The organism is Dactylosporangium sp. NPDC048998 (genome assembly GCF_043197855.1).
In the GTDB taxonomy this organism is placed as follows: Bacteria; Actinomycetota; Actinomycetes; order Mycobacteriales; family Micromonosporaceae; genus Dactylosporangium.
Genome location: NZ_JBICTV010000013.1, coordinates 102592 through 119421, shown reverse-complemented (window position 1 = coordinate 119421; position 16830 = coordinate 102592). Strand labels below are relative to the sequence as shown.

22 protein-coding genes and 1 pseudogene are annotated in these 16830 nt (G+C 72.5%); 12 read left to right on the top strand and 11 right to left on the bottom strand.

The features are described from left to right. Positions 1–12 precede the first annotated feature (12 nt). The 8 genes and pseudogenes from gvpJ (ACGFI8_RS27495) (at position 13) to ACGFI8_RS27460 (ending at position 3713) form a co-directional block, all read left to right on the top strand. Complete coding sequence (gene gvpJ / locus ACGFI8_RS27495) at positions 13–420, top strand: gas vesicle protein GvpJ (protein WP_392809183.1); 408 nt, start codon at positions 13–15, stop codon at positions 418–420. Position 421: 1 nt separating this feature from the next. Continuing rightward, complete coding sequence (locus tag ACGFI8_RS27490) at positions 422–1216, top strand: GvpL/GvpF family gas vesicle protein (protein ID WP_392809181.1); 795 nt, start codon at positions 422–424, stop codon at positions 1214–1216. 2 nt (positions 1217–1218) lie between these two features. Further along, on the top strand, positions 1219–1482 hold the full coding sequence (locus tag ACGFI8_RS27485; RefSeq protein WP_392809179.1) for a gas vesicle protein GvpG: 264 nt from the start codon (positions 1219–1221) through the stop codon (positions 1480–1482). Positions 1483–1493: 11 nt separating this feature from the next. Next, positions 1494–1901 (top strand): gas vesicle protein GvpO, encoded by a 408-nt coding sequence (gene gvpO, locus ACGFI8_RS27480; RefSeq protein WP_392809178.1) that lies wholly within the window; start codon positions 1494–1496, stop codon positions 1899–1901. Positions 1902–1989: 88 nt separating this feature from the next. Next, positions 1990–2106: pseudogene (gvpJ, locus tag ACGFI8_RS27475) on the top strand (gas vesicle protein GvpJ); the annotation flags it as partial. A 226-nt stretch (positions 2107–2332) separates the two neighbouring features. Further along, positions 2333–3145 carry a GvpL/GvpF family gas vesicle protein gene (locus tag ACGFI8_RS27470; RefSeq protein ID WP_392809177.1) on the top strand — a complete coding sequence of 271 codons (813 nt, stop codon included), beginning with the start codon at positions 2333–2335 and terminating at the stop codon, positions 3143–3145. After that, on the top strand, positions 3142–3357 hold the full coding sequence (locus tag ACGFI8_RS27465) for a gas vesicle protein (RefSeq protein ID WP_392809176.1): 216 nt from the start codon (positions 3142–3144) through the stop codon (positions 3355–3357). The genes ACGFI8_RS27470 and ACGFI8_RS27465 overlap by 4 nt, the downstream gene beginning before the upstream one ends. Continuing rightward, positions 3354–3713 (top strand): gas vesicle protein K, encoded by a 360-nt coding sequence (locus ACGFI8_RS27460; RefSeq protein WP_392809175.1) that lies wholly within the window; start codon positions 3354–3356, stop codon positions 3711–3713. Before ACGFI8_RS27465 ends, ACGFI8_RS27460 begins: the two co-directional genes overlap by 4 nt. Before the next feature lie 79 nt (positions 3714–3792). On the opposite strand, the gene ACGFI8_RS27455 is transcribed toward ACGFI8_RS27460, so the two are convergent. Beyond that, positions 3793–4521 carry a lysozyme gene (locus ACGFI8_RS27455; RefSeq protein ID WP_392809173.1) on the bottom strand — a complete coding sequence of 243 codons (729 nt, stop codon included), beginning with the start codon at positions 4519–4521 and terminating at the stop codon, positions 3793–3795. 297 nt (positions 4522–4818) lie between these two features. Here ACGFI8_RS27455 and ACGFI8_RS27450 point away from each other — a divergent pair, with 297 nt between their 5' ends. Further along, positions 4819–5460, top strand: coding sequence for a peptidoglycan recognition family protein (locus tag ACGFI8_RS27450; protein ID WP_392809171.1), 642 nt, complete (start codon positions 4819–4821; stop codon positions 5458–5460). A gap of 17 nt (positions 5461–5477) precedes the next feature. Here ACGFI8_RS27450 and ACGFI8_RS27445 read toward each other — a convergent pair whose 3' ends face one another. From ACGFI8_RS27445 to ACGFI8_RS27430, 4 genes are all read right to left on the bottom strand, one after another. Further along, positions 5478–6449: an NAD(P)-dependent alcohol dehydrogenase gene (locus ACGFI8_RS27445; RefSeq protein ID WP_392809170.1), complete on the bottom strand. Its 972-nt coding sequence runs from the start codon at positions 6447–6449 to the stop codon at positions 5478–5480. A gap of 17 nt (positions 6450–6466) precedes the next feature. Next, complete coding sequence (locus ACGFI8_RS27440) at positions 6467–7420, bottom strand: permease prefix domain 1-containing protein (RefSeq protein WP_392809168.1); 954 nt, start codon at positions 7418–7420, stop codon at positions 6467–6469. Next, entirely contained in the window at positions 7417–7779 is a 363-nt protein-coding gene (locus ACGFI8_RS27435; RefSeq protein WP_392809167.1) for a PadR family transcriptional regulator, read from the bottom strand. The genes ACGFI8_RS27440 and ACGFI8_RS27435 overlap by 4 nt, the downstream gene beginning before the upstream one ends. A gap of 84 nt (positions 7780–7863) precedes the next feature. After that, positions 7864–9099 (bottom strand): serine hydrolase domain-containing protein, encoded by a 1236-nt coding sequence (locus tag ACGFI8_RS27430; protein ID WP_392809166.1) that lies wholly within the window; start codon positions 9097–9099, stop codon positions 7864–7866. 111 nt (positions 9100–9210) lie between these two features. Between ACGFI8_RS27430 and ACGFI8_RS27425 the strand changes: the two genes are divergently transcribed. Genes ACGFI8_RS27425 through ACGFI8_RS27415 form a run of 3 tightly spaced genes read left to right on the top strand, consistent with a single transcriptional unit; the run spans position 9211 to position 12790 of the window. Further along, on the top strand, positions 9211–10710 hold the full coding sequence (locus tag ACGFI8_RS27425; protein ID WP_392809165.1) for an alpha-N-arabinofuranosidase: 1500 nt from the start codon (positions 9211–9213) through the stop codon (positions 10708–10710). 59 nt (positions 10711–10769) lie between these two features. Then, positions 10770–11873 carry a hypothetical protein gene (locus ACGFI8_RS27420; protein WP_392809163.1) on the top strand — a complete coding sequence of 368 codons (1104 nt, stop codon included), beginning with the start codon at positions 10770–10772 and terminating at the stop codon, positions 11871–11873. Positions 11874–11923: 50 nt separating this feature from the next. Then, on the top strand, positions 11924–12790 hold the full coding sequence (locus tag ACGFI8_RS27415) for an oxidoreductase (protein ID WP_392809162.1): 867 nt from the start codon (positions 11924–11926) through the stop codon (positions 12788–12790). 138 nt (positions 12791–12928) lie between these two features. Here ACGFI8_RS27415 and ACGFI8_RS27410 read toward each other — a convergent pair whose 3' ends face one another. The 6 genes from ACGFI8_RS27410 to ACGFI8_RS27385 all read right to left on the bottom strand — a co-directional run bounded on the left by ACGFI8_RS27410 (position 12929) and on the right by ACGFI8_RS27385 (position 16648). Next, positions 12929–13156: a hypothetical protein gene (locus ACGFI8_RS27410; RefSeq protein ID WP_392809160.1), complete on the bottom strand. Its 228-nt coding sequence runs from the start codon at positions 13154–13156 to the stop codon at positions 12929–12931. Between the two features lie 47 nt (positions 13157–13203). Next, entirely contained in the window at positions 13204–13647 is a 444-nt protein-coding gene (locus tag ACGFI8_RS27405) for an SHOCT domain-containing protein (protein WP_392809159.1), read from the bottom strand. A 124-nt stretch (positions 13648–13771) separates the two neighbouring features. Further along, positions 13772–14437, bottom strand: coding sequence for a phosphoribosyltransferase (locus ACGFI8_RS27400; protein WP_392809158.1), 666 nt, complete (start codon positions 14435–14437; stop codon positions 13772–13774). Then, the gene (locus tag ACGFI8_RS27395; protein ID WP_392809156.1) at positions 14434–15111 is read right to left on the bottom strand and encodes a dienelactone hydrolase family protein; all 678 of its coding nucleotides are present in this window, start codon (positions 15109–15111) and stop codon (positions 14434–14436) included. Before ACGFI8_RS27395 ends, ACGFI8_RS27400 begins: the two co-directional genes overlap by 4 nt. A 100-nt stretch (positions 15112–15211) precedes the next feature. Next, on the bottom strand, positions 15212–15835 hold the full coding sequence (locus tag ACGFI8_RS27390) for a class I SAM-dependent methyltransferase (protein WP_392809155.1): 624 nt from the start codon (positions 15833–15835) through the stop codon (positions 15212–15214). A 54-nt stretch (positions 15836–15889) separates the two neighbouring features. Next, positions 15890–16648 carry a hypothetical protein gene (locus ACGFI8_RS27385; RefSeq protein WP_392809153.1) on the bottom strand — a complete coding sequence of 253 codons (759 nt, stop codon included), beginning with the start codon at positions 16646–16648 and terminating at the stop codon, positions 15890–15892. Positions 16649–16830 lie beyond the last annotated feature (182 nt).

Here is a 16830-nt window from a genome sequence, read left to right as displayed (position 1 = left end):
GAGTGAGGAGCCATGACCACGGCTGTGCAACCGGCAGGCGGCGGAGACCTCGCGCGCCCGTCCTCGGGCACGCTGGCCGATGTCATCGACACGATTCTCGACAAGGGACTGGTCATCGACGCGTACGTGCGGGTGTCGCTGGTCGGCATCGAAGTGCTGACCATCGACGCGCGCATCGTGGTGGCGAGCGTCGACACGTACCTGCGTTTCGCGGAAGCGGTGAACCGGCTGGACATTTCCCAGGACAAGATGGGATTGCCCGAGCTCGTGGGCGACATGGAACAGGGCGGCGCCAGGCGCAAGACGAAGGGGGCCCTGGAGGGGGTCGTGGAGAGCGCCGGCGACACGTTGAAGGACCTGCTCGGCGACCGTCGGGAGCCGGAACGGGCGCACCGTCGCCGCCGGGCCGAGGAGGAGTGAGATGTCTGCGGCCACTGAGTCGGTCGAGGGTACCGAACGCACAACGAGGGCGGGCATATACATGTACGCCGTCCTGCCGTCCGATGTCGAGGTGGACTCCGAAGCCCGAGGCGTAGGCGACCCGCCGGCTCCGGTGAAGCTCGTGCGGCACGACAAGATCGCTGCCCTGGTGAGCGAGATCGACGTCGAGCGGCCGCTCGGCCGGCCGGACGAACTCCTGGCCCACGAGCGGCTGCTGGACGCGACCGCGGCCGAGGTGCCGGTGCTGCCGATCCGGTTCGGCGCGGTGCTGGCGGACAAGGGTGCGGTGGTCGACGAGTTTCTCGCGCCCCATCACGACGAGTTCGACGCCGCGCTGCAGGAGCTCGACGGCAAGGCCGAGTACATCGTGCGGGTCCGCTACGTCGAGGCGGCGGTGCTCGGGGAGATAGTCCGGGAGAATCCGGAGGTGGCGCGGCTGCGCGAGGCGATCCGCGGCAAGCCGGAAGACGTGACCCGCAACGAGCGCATGAGGCTCGGCGAGCTCATCAACCAGGCGATCGAGGCCAAGCGCCAGGCGGACACCCAGAAGCTGACCGAGGTGCTCACCCCGCTGAGCGTCGGGGTGAACGTACGGGAGCCGTCGCACGAGCTCGACGCCGCCAACGTGGCCGCCCTCGTGGAGACCGCCCGCGAGGCGGAGCTCGTGAAGGCCGTGGAGGGGGCCGCGCGGGACTGGGACGGCCGGGCCAAGCTACGCCTGCTGGGTCCCTTGGCACCGTACGACTTCGTCACGGCGCTCAAGCCGGAGGGATAGCCGTGGGCCTGGTATCGGGGATTCTGACCCTGCCGTTCGCGCCGGTCCGCGGCGTCGTCTGGCTGGGGAATGTGCTGCGCGAACAGGCCGAGCATCAGCTGTACGACCCGAACGTGATCCGGCGCCAGATCGAGGAGATCGAGGAGGCTCGGGCCGAGGGGCGCATCGGCGAGGAGGAAGCCGCCCGGCAGGAGGAGGAGCTCCTCGGCAGGCTCTTCCGGCCGTCCGGCGCCGGAGGATCGACGACCGCCGGGGCAGGTGACTAGGGGGCGGACAAGTGCCGGATGTGCGGAGGGCTCGCGACACGCGAGCCGACGACAAGTACAGCGATGAAGCGTACGACGCTGCCGAGCCGAAGCGGCGTACCCGGATGACGGCCAGGGCCCGCCGGGAAGAAGAGCCAGAGCCGCGGCGGCGGGAGGCGCCGTCGCCGGATGACATCGCGAGGGCCGGCCTGCACAACATCGCGGGGCTCACGGGAAAACGGACGCTGGGCGTCACCTCCCTGCAACGGTCCGAGGAAGGCTGGGTGGTCGAGGTCGAGGTGCTCGAGGACAGCCGCATCCCGTCTTCCAGCGACATCCTCGGCCTCTACCGGATCCGGCTCGATGTGGACGGGTCGGTGGTGGCATTCAGCCGGATCCGGCGGTACTCGCGGGGTAAGGGCGACAGCGAGGTGGCGTGACATGAGCATTGCACGGCAGCCGAGCTCCATCGTCGGCCAGCCTGGCGGCGGCGCGGCCTCCGGCCACGAGCCGGCGAATCTCGGCGACATCCTCGAGCGCGTACTGGACCGGGGCATCGTGATCGTGGGCGACATCCGGGTCAGCCTGCTCGACATCGAGCTCCTCACGATCAAGCTGCGGTTGGTGATCGCATCCGTCGACACGGCCCGGCAGATGGGCATCGACTGGTGGGAGCACGATCCGTGGCTCTCGTCGCGTTCCCGGGCGGCGCAGCTCGAGGCGGGCGCCGAGCGGCCCGGCGAGCTGGAGCCGGGCGACCGGCGGCGCGAGGAGCTGGAGCCGGACGACCGACGGTACGAGGAGCTGGAGACCGGCGAGACCGGGGTGAGCGAGCGTCGCCCGCGGCGGTACGCGGCCGAGCGTGACGACCATGACTGATGATGCCGGTATCTGGCTGCACGCCGTGGCCCGCGAATTCGATCCGGCCGCGGTCGCCGGCCTCACCGGGGTCGGCGGTGGGCCGCTGCGCGTCGTCGAGGCCGCGGGGCTGGCGGCCGTGGTGAGCCCGGTCGACCTGAACGAGTTCGGTGCGGAGCCGATGCGCCGCAACCTCGAGGACTTGGCCTGGCTGGAGAGGGTGGCGCGGGCGCATCACGGCGTCGTCGCCGCCGCCGCCCGCCTCGGTCCCGTCGTCCCCGCCCGGCTGGGCACCGTGTACCTGGACGACACGCGGGTCCGGGCCATGCTGAGCGAGCGGCGCGCCGACTTCGTCACGGTGCTGGAACGGGTCGCCGGCCGGACCGAGTGGGGCGTCAAGGCGTACACCGCGACCGGCGCACCGGCGAAGCCGGAACCTTCGCAGGCGCCGGCGGCCGGCGGCGGCCGGTCCGGTGCGGGAGCGGCCTATCTGCGCCGGCGGCGCGCCGAGCTGTCCGCCGGCGAGCGCCGGCAGCAGGCCGCGCTGGACAGCGCCGAGGAGGTACACGCGGCGCTCGGCGGGTGTGCCGAAGGAGCCCGGCGGCATCCGCCCCAGGACCGCAGTCTCAGCGGCGAGCCGGGCCTGATGGTCCTCAACGGCGCGTATCTGGTCGACGCGGGTCGTGCGGAGCGGTTCCGCGACACCGTGGCGGCCCTGGCCGGCCGGTTTCCGGCGATCCGCCTGCAGTTGACCGGGCCCTGGCCGCCGTACTCGTTCGCCACGATCGACGAGGAAATCGACAAGGAAGAGGAAGCATCGCGATGACGTCGGGCACCCAGTCCGGAGCGCTCCTGCCCGAACGGTACGCGTTCGTGGACCTGCTCGACCGGGTGCTCGCCACCGGCGTCGTCATCACGGGCGAGGTGACGCTCTCGATCGCGGACGTCGACCTGGTCTACATCTCGTTGCGCGCGCTGGTGGCGTCGGCGGGCACGATCGCCGCGCCACCCCTGGAGGCCGAGGCGGAACCCCGATGAACCAACCCCGCGGCGATGCCGGACCGCCGGCCGAGCACCGCCCCGCCGAACTCGGGGAATCGGCGTCGCCGGTCCGCCGGCCGCGTCAGCGCATCGAGGTCGACCAGGACTCGGTGGAGCGCGGCTTCGCCGGGCTGGTGCTCACGGTCGTCGAACTGCTGCGCCAGCTGATGGAGCGACAGGCGCTGCGCAGGGTGGACGTGGGCGACCTCACGGACGAGCAGATCGAGCGCATCGGGTCGACGCTGATGGCGCTCGAGGAGCAGATGACCGAACTGTGCGATCACTTCGGGCTGACGCCCGAGGATCTCAACATCGACCTGGGCCCGCTCGGCCCCCTGTTTCCCCGCGAGTGACTTCCCCACGACATGACCGGCCCGGCCCGGAAGGCTGCCGCAGCAGGGCTTCCGGACCGAGCCGGTCTTCAGGGCCGGTTCAGCAGGTGCCGTTGCACGCCAGGGCCTTGAGCCGGTCCAGCGCGCCGTTCCACTGGTTGGAGTCGCCGGCGAAGGGGCCGGTGCTGGAGTACTGCCAGAACGACCACGTCGGGGCGCCGGCCGGCAGCGTGCCGGGGGCGCTGCTGTACCGAGCGATCCACAGTGGAGAGTTGGCCCAGAAGCCGCTGTAGTTGCCGGTGCAGGTGGTCCACCAGTCGGTGGTCGTGTAGATGACGGCCCACCGCCCGGTCCGGGCGTAGTACTGGTTCAGGAACGCGCGGATCCAGTTGACCATGTTGGCCTGGGAGAACCCGTAGCAGGTCGCGCCGTACGGGTTGTACTCGATGTCCAGCGCGCCGGGCAGGGTCTTGCCGTCCTTGGACCAGCCGCCGCCGTGGTTGACGAAGTAGTCCGCCTGCGTGGCGCCGCCGGAGTCGCTCGGGATCGCGAAGTGGTACGAGCCACGGATCATCCCGATGTTGTACGACCCGTTGTACTGCTGGGCGAAGTACGGGTTGGTGTAGTACGTGCCCTCGGTCGCCTTGATGTACGCGAACCGCGAACCCGCGTTCCACTGGGCCGACCAGTTGACGTTGCCCTGGTAGCCGGACACGTCCTGACCGTACGTGACGGTGGCAGCCGATGCGGGGCTGCCGATCAGGACGCTGACGACCAGCGTGGCCGCCACGGACAGCGCAGCCAGTGCGCCGAGCCGTCGATGGGTCACGTTGTGCCTCCTTCTGGGGGTGGTTCAGCCCAGTCCGGCCGGGCCGGTTGCGCCGGGCCGGACTGGGTTTCCGGGGTAGCTCCGCCTGTTCGGCAAAGAGCTTCGCTGATTAGCTCACGATCGTCGAAAACTTTCAATAGACTGCCATCGAAGTTCTTGCGAACGTTCGGTCGCGGGATCAAACGATAGTAATCGATGGACACGGCGAGATCGCCAGGTGTAGCGTGCCCGGGCGGAGGAAGTTTACGAACGCTCGTGAAGTCGGAAAATTGGCACCATCGACATCGGGAGGCTTCCATGGCCCGTCTCAGCCGCCGTGAGGTCCTGCGCGGCGCCGTCCTGCTGGGTGGCGCGTCCGCGGTGCTCGCGGCCGGCGAGCCCGCTCAGGCCTCGGTCGAGCAGGTCTCGATCGCCAGTTGCGGCGCCTGGGGTGCCCGCGCGCCGTCCGGCGCGCTCACCATCGTTCAGCACCGGCCCAACAAGATCATCGTGCACCACACGGCGATGGCCAACTCCACCGACTCCTCCCAGGCGCACGCGTTCCAGAACTCCCGCGACATCCAGAACCTGCACATGGACACCAACGGCTGGATCGACAGCGGGCAGCACTTCACCAACAGCCGCGGCGGCTGGCTGACCGAGGGGCGCAACGGCAGCCTGTACGCGCTGCTGCACGGCCAGACGATGGTGCAGGGCGCGCACTGCGTGGGCCAGAACGACCAGGCCATCGGCATCGAGAACGAGGGGACCTACCTCACCGAGCAGCCGCCCCAGGCGCTGTGGAACAGTCTCGTGGCGTTCTGCGCGTTCACCTGCCAGCAGTACGCGATCCCGGCCACCGAGATCTACGGGCACAAGGACTTCAACAACACCCAGTGCCCCGGCCTGCTGCACGACCGGCTGCCCGAGCTACGTTCCGCCGTGGCCGCCCGCCTCTGAGCGCTCGTGAGCCCCGGTCACACGGTCAGGACGGTCTTGCCGCGGGCGTGCTCGGTCTCCAGGACGCGCAGCGCGTCGGCGGTCTCGCTCAGGGGGCGGGTCCGCTCGACGACCGGGGTGAGCCGGCCGGCGGCGACCAGGCCGGCGAGCGTGGCCAGGTCCGCGGCGTTCGGCCGCGCGGTGAGCGTGCGCAGGCGGCCCCCGCGCAGCGGTGCCGTCACCACGATGGCGAGCAGGCGGGGGAGCGGGCCGAGCAGCGGGCCGCCGGTGCCGCTGGAGGCGACATAGACGCCGTCCGGGGTGAGCAGGCGGCGCATCTCGCCGAGCGGGTGGCTGCCGGCGAGGTCGACGATGACGTCGAACCGGCCCGTCCCGCGGGTGAGGTCCTCGCGGGTGTAGTCGACGATCCGGTCGGCGCCGAGCGCGCGGACGTGTTCGGCGTTGCGGGTGCTGCAGACGCCGGTGACGTGTGCGCCGTACACCTTGGCCAGTTGGACGGCGAAGGTCCCCACGCCGCCGGAGGCGCCGTTGATCAGGACGCTGCGGCCGGGGGTGGTGTCGACGCCGGCCAGGCGCATGGCCTGCAGCGCGGTCGTGCCGGACACCGGGAGGGTGGCCGCCTGCTCGAACGTCACCGTTTCCGGCTTGGCGGCGAGGGCCGTCGCCGGTACCGCCACGTATTCGGCGAACGCCCGCTTGACCGTCTCGGCCAGCACCTCGTCGCCGGGGCGCCAGGCGGTCACGTTCGCGCCGATGCGCTCGACGGTGCCGGCCACGGCGCGGCCGAGGATCGGCACCCGGGGCCGGCGCACGCCCAGGACCAGGCGGGCGATCGCCGGGATGCCGTGCAGATCGACGCGGTCGCCGTGGTTGAGCGCGGCGGCGCGCACCCGGACGAGCACCTCGCCGGCGCCGGGGTCGGGGCGCTCGACGTCGGTGTAGCGCAGGACATCGGTCGATCCATACGTGTCTTGGACGATGGCCTTCATGGCTGAGGAGGCTCCCATCAGCGGCGGCGCGCCAGGCCGACGCTCTCGGTGACGGCGTGCACGATCGTGACGACGCCGGCGATGACGAGGCCGATGTTGACCCACCGCTGGACGTCCGGCGTCCAGCCGGCGGCGCCGGCGAACTCGGGGTTGAGGATGCGGTCGCCGGCGGCGAGCCAGACCAGCACGAGCGCGCCGGCGATGTTGACCAGCGCGCCGGTGAGGGCCCGCGCGACGCTCCAGCGCACGTGGTACTTCGCGAAGGACACACCGAGGTTCGCGACGGCGAGGGCGATGAAGACGTACACGGCGCCGGTGTCCCACAGCCACGGTGAGAACAGGCCGATCGGCTCGCCGGACGCGTCGGTCTCGGCGCTGACGAACGGCGAGAGCAGGATGAACGTCGAGATGAGGATGAGCAGCAGGGTTTCGGTGACCAGCTCGGCCTGCCGCATCCGTCGGCCCGGCTGCTCGGGTAGCGCCGCCGGCGTCCACGGCCGGGCCAGTCTCGCCCGCTGCGCCGGGGTCCGCTCGATGATCGCGAAGAGCAGTGTGGTCCAGAACGCGACGTGCGCCGCGGTCGTGACGGCCGCGCTGGCGGTCGCGGCCGCGATGCCGGCGGCGGTACCGTCGCCCGACAGCGCCCGCATCAGCCCGACGAATCCGGCGACGGCCGGCACCACCGTCGCGAGCAGCGTGGTGAGCAGCCGCATGTAGTCCAGGTACAGCGCCGGGCCGACGAGGTGCAGTGGCCGGTCCGCGTAGCCGGCGGCGAGCCGGGCCGGGTCGCCGAGCTCGGACAGCACCGCGCGCTCGGCCTCCCCGGGATCGGTTCCGGCTCCGACGCGGTCCTCGATGGCGTCCGCGATCGAGGTCCGCAGCTCCTGCTCGATGTCGGGTCGCTGCCGGCCGGGCAGCCGGCGCATGGTGGCGTCGACGTAGCGGTCGGTGAGGGTGGTCGTGGCGGTCATGGCTCGCCTTTCGAGACGTTGAGGGCGCTGTCGTCGTTGAGGGCACGGAACGCGCCGTCGAGCGCGTCCCAGTCGCGGCGCAGGGCGTCGGCGAGCGCCTTGCCCTGGTCGCTGGTGCGGTAGAACTTCCGCGGCCGGGACTCCTCGGTGTTCCAGTCGCTGGTGAGCAGCCCCTGCTTCTCGAGCCGGCGCAGGAGCGGGTAGAGCGTGTTGGCGTCGACGGCGAACCCACTGCGCTCGAGCTGGTCGAGCAGCGCGTATCCGTAGTTGGGCCGCTCGAGGATCAGCAGGCAGGCGAGCACCACGGTGCCGCGTCGTAGCTCCTGCAGATGGGCCGACACGAGTTCATCGTCGGGCATGCATCACACGATAGTGTGTGTCACACAATATGGCAACAGACACGGACTAGTGCGTCGAACGACATTGGCCGCCGCGACTACCGGTCACGCCTGGGGGCGCTGTGGTCGTTCGCCCAGGACGTCGCGGTAGAGCGCCTCGCGCAGGGCGAGCTCGCGCGGGTCGTCCAAGAGCTCCAACCCGAGGCGGTTCGGCGCATAGCAGTACCCGATGCCGGTCTCGGGATCGCCGAAGCCGAACGAGCCGCCGTTGCCGGCCGTGCCGAACGCGGTGTCCGCCGTGCCGCCGAACGGCCAGCCGGGAGCCGGCTTGCAGTAGCCGAGCGAGTACACCGCCGGCACCCGGAGCACCAGGTCTTCCAGCCCGCCGCTGGGTGGCCGGGCCGGCTGGACGAGCGCGTCCAGGGTGTGCGCGTTCAGGCCCAGCGTTCCTGTCACCGCGGCGCCGTAGGCCGCCGCGACGGCACGCGCCTCGCCGATGCCGTTGCCCGCGGGCAGCTCGACGCGCAGCAGGTCGAGACGGTTGTAGTTCACGGCGACCAGCAGCTCCGGCGGGTTGGCGAACGCCCGCAGGGTCAGGCTGTGTGGCGTGAGCATGCCGAGCAGGAAGTGCCTCGGGACCTTGCGAACGTGCAGGAGCATCTCCCACCTGCTGCGGCCGTGGATCGTCGCGCGGCGCTGCGGGTCGAAGCCGTCCGGCAGGCCGATGTAGAAGTCGATGCCGAGTGGCGCCGCGAGCTCCTCGGCGAAGAACCGCCCCAGCGACCGTCCGGCGGGGTCGACCCGGCGCAGGAGCTCGCCCTCGTACCAGCCCAGCGTGATGCCGTGGTAGCCATGCCTGGTGCCGGCCGGCCAGAGCGGCCGCTGCAACGCGATCGCCGAGGCGACCACGTCGAGGTCACTCATGTCGGCGACGGTCAGCGGGATGTCGAGCACCGGCAGGCCGGCTTGGTGGGACAGCAGCTGGCGGACGGTGGTCTCACCCTTGCCCCGCCAGGCGAACTCGGGCCAGTACGCGGCAACCGGTCTGTCGTGGTCCAACAGTCCCCGGGAGTGCGCCAACGCCAGGGTCAGCGACGCGACGCCCTTCGTGGTGGAGAACATCGCCACGACGGTGTCCGAACGCCACGGCGCGCGGGTCGCGCCGTCCCGGTAGCCGCCCCACAGGTCGACGACCTTGCGCCCGTCGCGGTACACCGCACACGCCGCACCGATCTCACCACGCTCCGCGAAGTTTCGCCGGAACGCGTCGGCCACCGGCCCGTATCCCTCGTCCACCTCGCCGCACACGAGCGCCGGCGGGACGTCAACCTTCAACGCCACCTCGCCTCCTCCAAGTTTCATGGAGCCGCGAGCGGTGCCGTAGCAGGCCTCACTGCCAGATTATCTCGTCCTCGCCGGGCGGTCCGGCTTCGATGCGGTAGAAAAGCTGCCGTGGATACCGCACGCGTCGTCATCGATCCCGCGTTCCGCATCGGCGAGGCCGACCGGCGGCTGTTCGGGTCGTTCGTGGAACACCTGGGCCGCTGCGTCTACGGCGGCGTCTTCGAGCCCGGCCACCCGGCCGCCGACGCGCTCGGGCTGCGCGGCGACGTCCTCGAGCTCACCCGCGAGCTCGGCGTGAGCGTCGTGCGGTACCCGGGCGGCAACTTCGTCTCCGGGTACCGCTGGGAGGACGGCGTCGGCCCAGTGGGGGACCGCCCGCGACGGCTCGACCCGGCCTGGAAGAGCGTCGAGACGAACGCGTTCGGCCTGAACGAGTTCATGGTCTGGGCCCGCGCCGCCGGCGTCGAGCCGATGATGGCCGTCAACCTCGGCACCCGGGGCGTGCAGGAGGCGTGCGACCTGCTCGAGTACGCCAACCACCCCGGCGGCACGCACCTGTCCGACCTGCGCCGCCGGCACGGCGCGGCGGAGCCCTACGGCATCCGCCTGTGGTGCCTGGGCAACGAACTCGACGGCCCGTGGCAGATCGGGCACAAGACCGCCGAGGAGTACGGCCGGCTCGCCGCCGAGACCGCCCGCGCGATGAAGATGATCGACCCCGGCGTGAGCCTGGTCGCCTGCGGCAGCTCGGGCCGCGGCATGCCGACGTTCGCGGCCTGGGAGGCGACCGTCCTCGAGCACACCTACGAGCACGTCGACTACATCTCGGCGCACAGCTACTACGACCCGACCGACGGTGACCGGGCCAGCATCCTCGCCTCCGCCGTGGACATGGACGCGTTCATCGCCGACGTCGTGGCCACCGCGGACCACGTCGCGGCGAAGCACCGCCACACCCGGCGGTTGAAGATCTCCTTCGACGAGTGGAACGTGTGGTACATGTCCAGGCCCCAGGACGCGGAGCGCCCCGCCTGGACGTCGGCGCCGCCGCTGCTCGAGGACGAGTACACCGCCACCGACGCCGTCGTCGTCGGCGACCTGCTCGTCACGCTGCTGCGCCACGCCGACCGGGTCGGTGTGGCCTGCCAGGCACAGCTGGTCAACGTCATCGGCCCGATCCGCACCCGCGACGGCGGCCCGGCCTGGCGGCAGAGCATCTTCCACCCGTTCGCCCTCACCGCACGGTATGCGCGCGGCACCGTGCTGCGCACCGAGCCGGCCGGACCGTCGCACGACACGGCCCGGTACGGCGCCGTGCCCTCGCTGTCCACCGTCGCCGTGCACGACGAGGAGACCGGCGCCCTGTCGGTGTTCGCCGTGAACCGCGCCGAGACCGACCTCGCCGTCGACCTCGACGTCCGCGGCCTGCCCGGCCTCGCCGTGGCCGAGCACCTCGCCATCGCCGCGGGCGACGCCGTGAACACCGCCGGGCACCCGGACGCGGTCGCACCGCGGCGCCTCGACCCGCCGGCCCTCGACGCCGGCCGCGGCACGGTGCGGCTGGCCGGCGCCTCCTGGAACCTCATCCGCCTGACGCCCGCCGGCTGAGCCCCGCGGGCCGCGCGGTACGGTGGAATACCGAGTCCCCTGCCGGCGGGCCTGTCGCCATGGTTCATGCCATCCTGATGCCGGTCGTCGGGCTGCTGTCCGTGGCGATCGTCGTGCTCACCGCGCTGTCGGTGGTGCACACCCTGGTGATACCGCGTGGGACCGCGGTACTGCTGACCCGGTGGGTCATGGCCGCCGTGCGGGCGGTGTTCGACCTGCGGCTGCGCTCGGCCCGCACCTACCGCGAGCGCGACCGCATCCTGGTGCTGTTCGCGCCGGTGACGCTGCTGGCGCTGCCGGGTGTCTGGCTGACCCTCACGCTCGTCGGGTTCGCCGGCCTGTACTGGACGCTGGGCGTGCAACCGTGGCAGAACGCCTTCCTCGACAGCGGCTCGTCGCTGCTCACGCTCGGCTTCCACCAGCCGGGCGGCGTCGTCAGCGGAGCGGTGCAGTTCGTGGAGGCGTCGCTGGGCCTGGGGCTGCTCGCCCTGGTCGTGAGCTACCTGCCGGCGCTGTACGGCAGCTACTCCCGCCGGGAGCTGCTCGTCACCGCGCTGGAGGCCGAGGCCGGCTCCCCGCCGTCGGCCGTTGGCCTGCTGGAGCGGCTGCTGCAGGCCAACGGCATCGCGCTGCTCGACGAGTACTGGCACGACTGGACCCGCTGGTTCAACGAGATCGAGGAGACACACTCGTCCAACCCGCTGCTGGCGTTCTTCCGGTCCCCGTCGCCGCAGCGGCACTGGGTCACCGCGGCCGGCGCGGTGCTGGACGCCGCCGCGCTGGTCTCCTCGGCGTTCGCCGCGCGCGACATCCAGCCGTCGCACGCCCGGCTGTGCCTGCGGGCCGGGAGCCTCGCACTGCAACGGATCGGGGACTACTTCCACATGCCCCGCGGCCCGGTGCCGGGGTCGCCAGGCCTGATCGCGGTCAGTCGCGCGGAGTTCGACGCGGCCTGCGACCGGCTGAGCGCCGCCGGCGCCCGGTTACGGTCGGACCGCGACCGGTGCTGGCTGGAGTTCGTCGGGTGCCGGGCCGGCTACGAGGCCGCCCTGCTGCGCTTCGCCTCGCTCACCACCGCGCCGCCGGCGCCGTGGTCGGCGGACCGGCCGATCCCCTTCCACCGCCTGCCGATCAGCGGCCGGCACGCCGAGCCGTGGCTGTAGCCGGCCGGGAGACCCTGCCTGGTCACCCCCGGCCGGTGCACCGTGGAGGCATGACAGGCAACGACCTTCCCGGCGGGGTGTACCGCACCGGCGACCTCGACCTCACCCGCTTCGGCTACGGCGCCATGCAGCTGGCCGGCCCCGGCGTCTTCGGCCCGCCGAAGGACCGCGCCGCCGCCCTCGCCGTGCTGCGCACGGCCGTCGCACTCGGCATCAACCACATCGACACCGCGGACTTCTACGGCCCGCACATCACCAACGAGATCATCCGCGAGGCGCTCGCGCCGTACCCGGCCGGCGTCCACATCGTCACGAAGGTCGGTGCCCGCCGCGACGAGCAAGGTGGCTGGCCGCAGTCCCGCACCCCCGCGCAGCTGCGCGAGCAGGTCCACGACAACCTGCGCAACCTCGGCCTGGAAACCCTCGACGTGGTCAACCTGCGCGTCGGCGGCCTCGAGGCGCCCGAGGCCGGCTCGATCGCCGAGCAGTTCGGCGCGCTCGCCGACCTGCGGCGGCAGGGCCTGATCCGCCATCTCGGCCTGAGCACCGTCAACGCCGAGCAACTCGCCGAGGCCCAGCGGATCGCCCCGGTGGTGTGCGTGCAGAACCTGTACAACATCGCCCGCCGCGGCGATGACGACCTCGTCGAGCTCACGGCCGGGCAGGGCATCGCCTACGTGCCGTACTTCCCCCTCGGCGGCTTCTCGCCGCTGCAGTCCGAGACGCTGCATGCGGTGGCGGAGCGCCTGGGCGCCACGCCGCTGTCGGTCGCCCTGGCGTGGCTGCTGCGGCGCTCGCCGAACGTCCTGCTCATCCCCGGTACCTCGACGGTGGCCCACCTGCGCGAGAACATCGCCGGCGCCGGCCTCTACCTGCCCGACGACGCCGTGGCGGAACTCGATGCGATCGGTCGCTGACGCTGCGCACATCGACGGGACGATTGTCGCGCGGCGTCTCAGCTCGCGGCCGCGCCGTGCTCCTGACGCTGCTGGACTCCACCGGCATCGCGACGCTGCTGGCCGCCCACCGCGCCGGCGCGGCGCGCGGGGCGACGCTCAGAGCAGCTGCGCGGTCAGCCCGGCCGCGAGCACCTCGGCCTGCACGTCGGTGATCTCCTCGCCGTACTCGTGCACCAGGTCGGCCTTGGTGTACACGATGTGCCCGTCGGCCTCCTCGGCCTCCGGGACGAGGCGCACGCCCTCATCGGCCACGGCCAGCGCCGGGTCGGCGTCGGTGGACTGCGCGAGCGCACGGATGTTGTCGGCGGTAATCGTCGTCGTCATGGGCCTGAGGCTGCCCGAGCCGCAAGCGGCGCAAACATGGCGGCGGGTCAGCCCCGCGGCCGCGCCACGCTGCCGTTGGACCCCAGCAGCACCGCCTTGGCCCGGTCGTACTCCGGATCGGTCAGCACGCCGCGCTGACGCAGATCGGCGAGCTTGGCCAGCTCGTCCGCCGAGCTCGACTCGCCTTGTGACTCGCCCTGTGCGCTCGGCTCGTTCACGACCTCCCGGATGTACCGGCGCATCTGGGCCTCCTGCTGACGGGCCCGTGCGGCGGCCCGCTCGTTCATCGACCGGCCCCGCGCGATCAGGTACGTCAGCGCCCCGATCCACGGCAGGACGATCAGGAAGAGCGTCCAGGCGGCCTTGCCCCAGCCGGACATCGAAGGATCCCGGAACAGATCCGCGAGGATGCTCACCATCAACCAGATCCAGGCGAACACCAGCATGAACCATATTGTGTAGACCACGATCTGGCCGAACGTGATGTCCATCGCCCACCTCCAGCAACGCGTGGGGACCCGGGCTGATCTGACATCCTCAGCGTGGTACTCCCATGGCCCGAACTCATCCCCCGGTACGGGTGAGGCCCGTCGCGGTTCCGCGGCCGTCGCAGCCTCAGCGGACCCGGTGGGTCAGGAACCGCTCGACGTCGTCGTCGGTGAGCTGCTCGAAGTTGTCGTACCACTGCCCGACGGCCCAGAACGGATCGGGCGCCTCCAGGTAGAGCACCGCGTCGGTCTCGCCGGCGAGCGCGTCGCGCGCCTGCGTGGAGCAGACGGGGATCGCGAGGATCAGCAGCCGCGGCCGCCGGGCGCGCAGCCAGCGCGCCGCCGCGCGGGCGGTGACCCCGGTGGCCAGCCCGTCGTCGACCAGCACCACGGTGCGACCGGCGACCGGCGGCGCGGGGCGTTCGCCGCGGTACCGGCGGGCGCGGCGGCGCAGTTCGGCGCGTTCGCGCTCGACGGTGCCGGCGAGGTCAGCCGGGGTGAGGCCGAGATATTGCAGGGCGTCGTGGTCGAACTCGGCGGGCCCGTCCTCGGCGATCGCGCCCACGCCGAACTCGCGATGCCGGGGCGCGCCGACCTTGCGCACGATCAGCACGTCGAGGTCGCCGCCGACGGCGTCGGCCACGGCGGCGGCGATCGGCAGCCCGCCGCGCGGCAGGCCCAGGATCAGTGGCCGGTCGGTCTGGGGTGCCTCGGCCAGGTGCCGCGCCACCCGGTCGGCCAGTTCGCCGCCCGCCGTGGCCCGGTCGGCGAAGGTGCGGTACGACGTCCTCATGCCCGGTCGCTCCGACCGGTCGGGGGCACCAGGTGCGCCGCGAACCACTCGCCGGCGTGCCGGGCAACGAGGTCCAGGGCGCCGGGCTCCTCGAACAGGTGGGAGGCGCCCGGCACGATGCGCAGCTCGACGGGGGCGGTCATGGCCGCCCGGGCCTCCTCGTTGAGCTGCAGTACCGTCCGGTCTAGCCCGCCGACGACGAGCAGTGTCGGCGCGGCGACGGCGGCCAGCGCCTCACCGGCGAGATCGGGGCGGCCCCCACGGGACACCACGGCCCGCACGGCGCCGGGCCGGGCCGCGGCGGTGACCAGCGCGGCGGCCGCGCCGGTGCTGGCGCCGAACAGCCCGAGCGGCAGCCCCGCGGTCTCGGGCCGGCGCCCGGCCCAGTCGGCGATGCCGGTGAGCCGCTGGGCGAGCATCGCGATGTCGAACCGCAGCCCGCCGGTACTGGCGTCGTACTGCTCCTCGTCCGGGGTCAGCAGGTCGGCCAGGAGGGTGGCCAGGCCGCGCCGCTGCAACGTGCCGGCGACCGCCCGGTTGCGCGGGCTGCGCCTGGAGCTGCCGCTGCCGTGCGCGAACAGCACCAGCCCCTCTGCGCCGTCGGGCACGGTCAGGTCGCCGTCGAGGTCCACCCCGACCGCCGGAATCCGCCACGTCGTCGCCGTCGCGCTCATCTCGATCCCTCCCGAGGGCAGGCACGTTCGACCCGAGGCCGTAGCCTCCAACGGTCGGCTACCCGCCGCGCGGGCGTCCATGCAGTCGCGGATGGGTTCGCTAACGGGGTCGGCGGGCCCGGAAGAGCTGGTGGCCGCTGTCGCCCTCGGGCACGAACACGTCCTCGTCGACGTCCAGGCCGGCGCCGGTGATCCAGCCGCGGTACGTGGCCGCGTCCGCCTGGCTCCACCACATCGCCGCCGGGCCGCCGAGCCAGCCCTCGTCGGTGCCCGTCCACTCGTGGGCGCCCGTGGTGGCCAGCAGGATGCCGCCCGGGCGCAGCCAGGTGGCGATCCGGGCGATCAGCGGCCGCTGCGCGTCCAGCGGCATGTGGATGAGCGCGTAGAAGCACACGACCGCGTCGAAGGACCGCTCCGGGAAGGCGACCGTGGTCGCGTCGGCGCGCAGGAACGTGGCCTGCGGCACCAGGCGGCGGGCCCGCTCGATCTGCACGTCGCTCAGGTCGACGCCGGTGACGTCGTGGCCGCGCTCGGTCAGGCTCCGGACGACCGGGACGCCGCAGCCGCAGCCCAGGTCGAGCACGGCGGCGCCGGCCGGGAGCCGCTCGTGCAGGTCGGCGAGCCAGGCCGCGTATCCGGCGGGCTCGTCGTCGTCGCCGCGGTACCGGTGCGATATCGCGTCGTAGCCGCGGCGGACCAGGTCGGTGGGGTCGGGGGCCGTCACGGGCTCATCGTAGGCGGCGCGTGGGTCACGGTGGGCCAGTCGTTCCCGTGTCGTTCATCGTGTACGCGGCCTGGCCGGTGGTCGCCGCGGTCCTCGCGCCGGTCGCCGTGCGCCGCCGCGACGTGTGACCACGCGGCATCGCCGCCCGGCCCGGCGGGTGACCTCGCGGAGCCGGGCGGCCGCCCCGGCGGTCGCCGGTACCGCGGCCACGGCCGCGCACGCGCCGACGAGGGTGCCGACCAGGTGCTCGCGCGGCGGCAGGCCGGAGATCAGCGCGACCTCCGTGGCGTGGTAAGCGATCAGGGCGGCCACGGCCCAGGCGATGCGGCGGGTGACCGCGAGGTACGCCAGCAGCGCCACGACCGACGCCGACGGCCCCGCGTCGGCGTAGTGGGCGAGAGCGTGGCCGACGCCGACCGGCGGGCCGGCCAGCATCCAGGCCCGCGCCGACAGCGTGGCGAGGGCGTGTCCGGCGAACGCGACGCCGATCGTGCGCCACGCGCCGACGGCGGCCTGCGTCACGGAGTACACGATGAGCACCTGCAGCACCGCGAACCAGAACGGCAGCAGCGCGGCCGGGGCGAACATGGACAGCGGCAGGCGCCACACCGTGGCGAGCAGCGGGTCACCCGGGTGCGTGACGCCCCAGCGGGCCACGAACGCACTTCCCGGCCCGGTCCGCACCGCCACGGCGAGGCCGGCGACGAACAGCGCCGCGGCCGGGCCCAGCCAGAGCCGGTCGTACCGCCGGTGCCGCACCGCGGCGACCGCCGGACCGACGAGCGCGGCGCACTGCCGTACGAACCGATTCATGCCGGGTGCCGCTACCCGGGCCGGGCCGCGCCATGCGGGGGATTTGGTCCCGATGAAGTTTTCCTTAGCGGCCCGCGCGCGGCGCTGCACGCCGGATCCGGGGCCCTATAGTCGTTCGCGCCGCAACGTCAATCGCACTGGGGCACGCACACGTGGATGCAACGCAGCCTTCTCCACCCCCG

What these genes read in the sequence shown, in the direction of transcription:
- ACGFI8_RS27420 (WP_392809163.1), top strand. Translation starts at nt 10,770, where the DNA reads ATGGTTCATGCCATCCTGATGCCGGTCGTCGGGCTGCTGTCCGTGGCG.
- gvpJ (WP_392809183.1), top strand. Translation starts at nt 13, where the DNA reads ATGACCACGGCTGTGCAACCGGCAGGCGGCGGAGACCTCGCGCGCCCG.
- ACGFI8_RS27460 (WP_392809175.1), top strand. Translation starts at nt 3,354, where the DNA reads ATGAACCAACCCCGCGGCGATGCCGGACCGCCGGCCGAGCACCGCCCC.
- ACGFI8_RS27435 (WP_392809167.1), bottom strand. Translation starts at nt 7,779, where the DNA reads ATGCCCGACGATGAACTCGTGTCGGCCCATCTGCAGGAGCTACGACGC.
- ACGFI8_RS27470 (WP_392809177.1), top strand. Translation starts at nt 2,333, where the DNA reads ATGACTGATGATGCCGGTATCTGGCTGCACGCCGTGGCCCGCGAATTC.
- ACGFI8_RS27385 (WP_392809153.1), bottom strand. Translation starts at nt 16,648, where the DNA reads ATGAATCGGTTCGTACGGCAGTGCGCCGCGCTCGTCGGTCCGGCGGTC.
- ACGFI8_RS27395 (WP_392809156.1), bottom strand. Translation starts at nt 15,111, where the DNA reads ATGAGCGCGACGGCGACGACGTGGCGGATTCCGGCGGTCGGGGTGGAC.
- ACGFI8_RS27490 (WP_392809181.1), top strand. Translation starts at nt 422, where the DNA reads ATGTCTGCGGCCACTGAGTCGGTCGAGGGTACCGAACGCACAACGAGG.
- ACGFI8_RS27445 (WP_392809170.1), bottom strand. Translation starts at nt 6,449, where the DNA reads ATGAAGGCCATCGTCCAAGACACGTATGGATCGACCGATGTCCTGCGC.
- ACGFI8_RS27465 (WP_392809176.1), top strand. Translation starts at nt 3,142, where the DNA reads ATGACGTCGGGCACCCAGTCCGGAGCGCTCCTGCCCGAACGGTACGCG.
- ACGFI8_RS27410 (WP_392809160.1), bottom strand. Translation starts at nt 13,156, where the DNA reads ATGACGACGACGATTACCGCCGACAACATCCGTGCGCTCGCGCAGTCC.
- ACGFI8_RS27400 (WP_392809158.1), bottom strand. Translation starts at nt 14,437, where the DNA reads ATGAGGACGTCGTACCGCACCTTCGCCGACCGGGCCACGGCGGGCGGC.
- ACGFI8_RS27415 (WP_392809162.1), top strand. Translation starts at nt 11,924, where the DNA reads ATGACAGGCAACGACCTTCCCGGCGGGGTGTACCGCACCGGCGACCTC.
- ACGFI8_RS27450 (WP_392809171.1), top strand. Translation starts at nt 4,819, where the DNA reads ATGGCCCGTCTCAGCCGCCGTGAGGTCCTGCGCGGCGCCGTCCTGCTG.
- ACGFI8_RS27440 (WP_392809168.1), bottom strand. Translation starts at nt 7,420, where the DNA reads ATGACCGCCACGACCACCCTCACCGACCGCTACGTCGACGCCACCATG.
- ACGFI8_RS27405 (WP_392809159.1), bottom strand. Translation starts at nt 13,647, where the DNA reads ATGGACATCACGTTCGGCCAGATCGTGGTCTACACAATATGGTTCATG.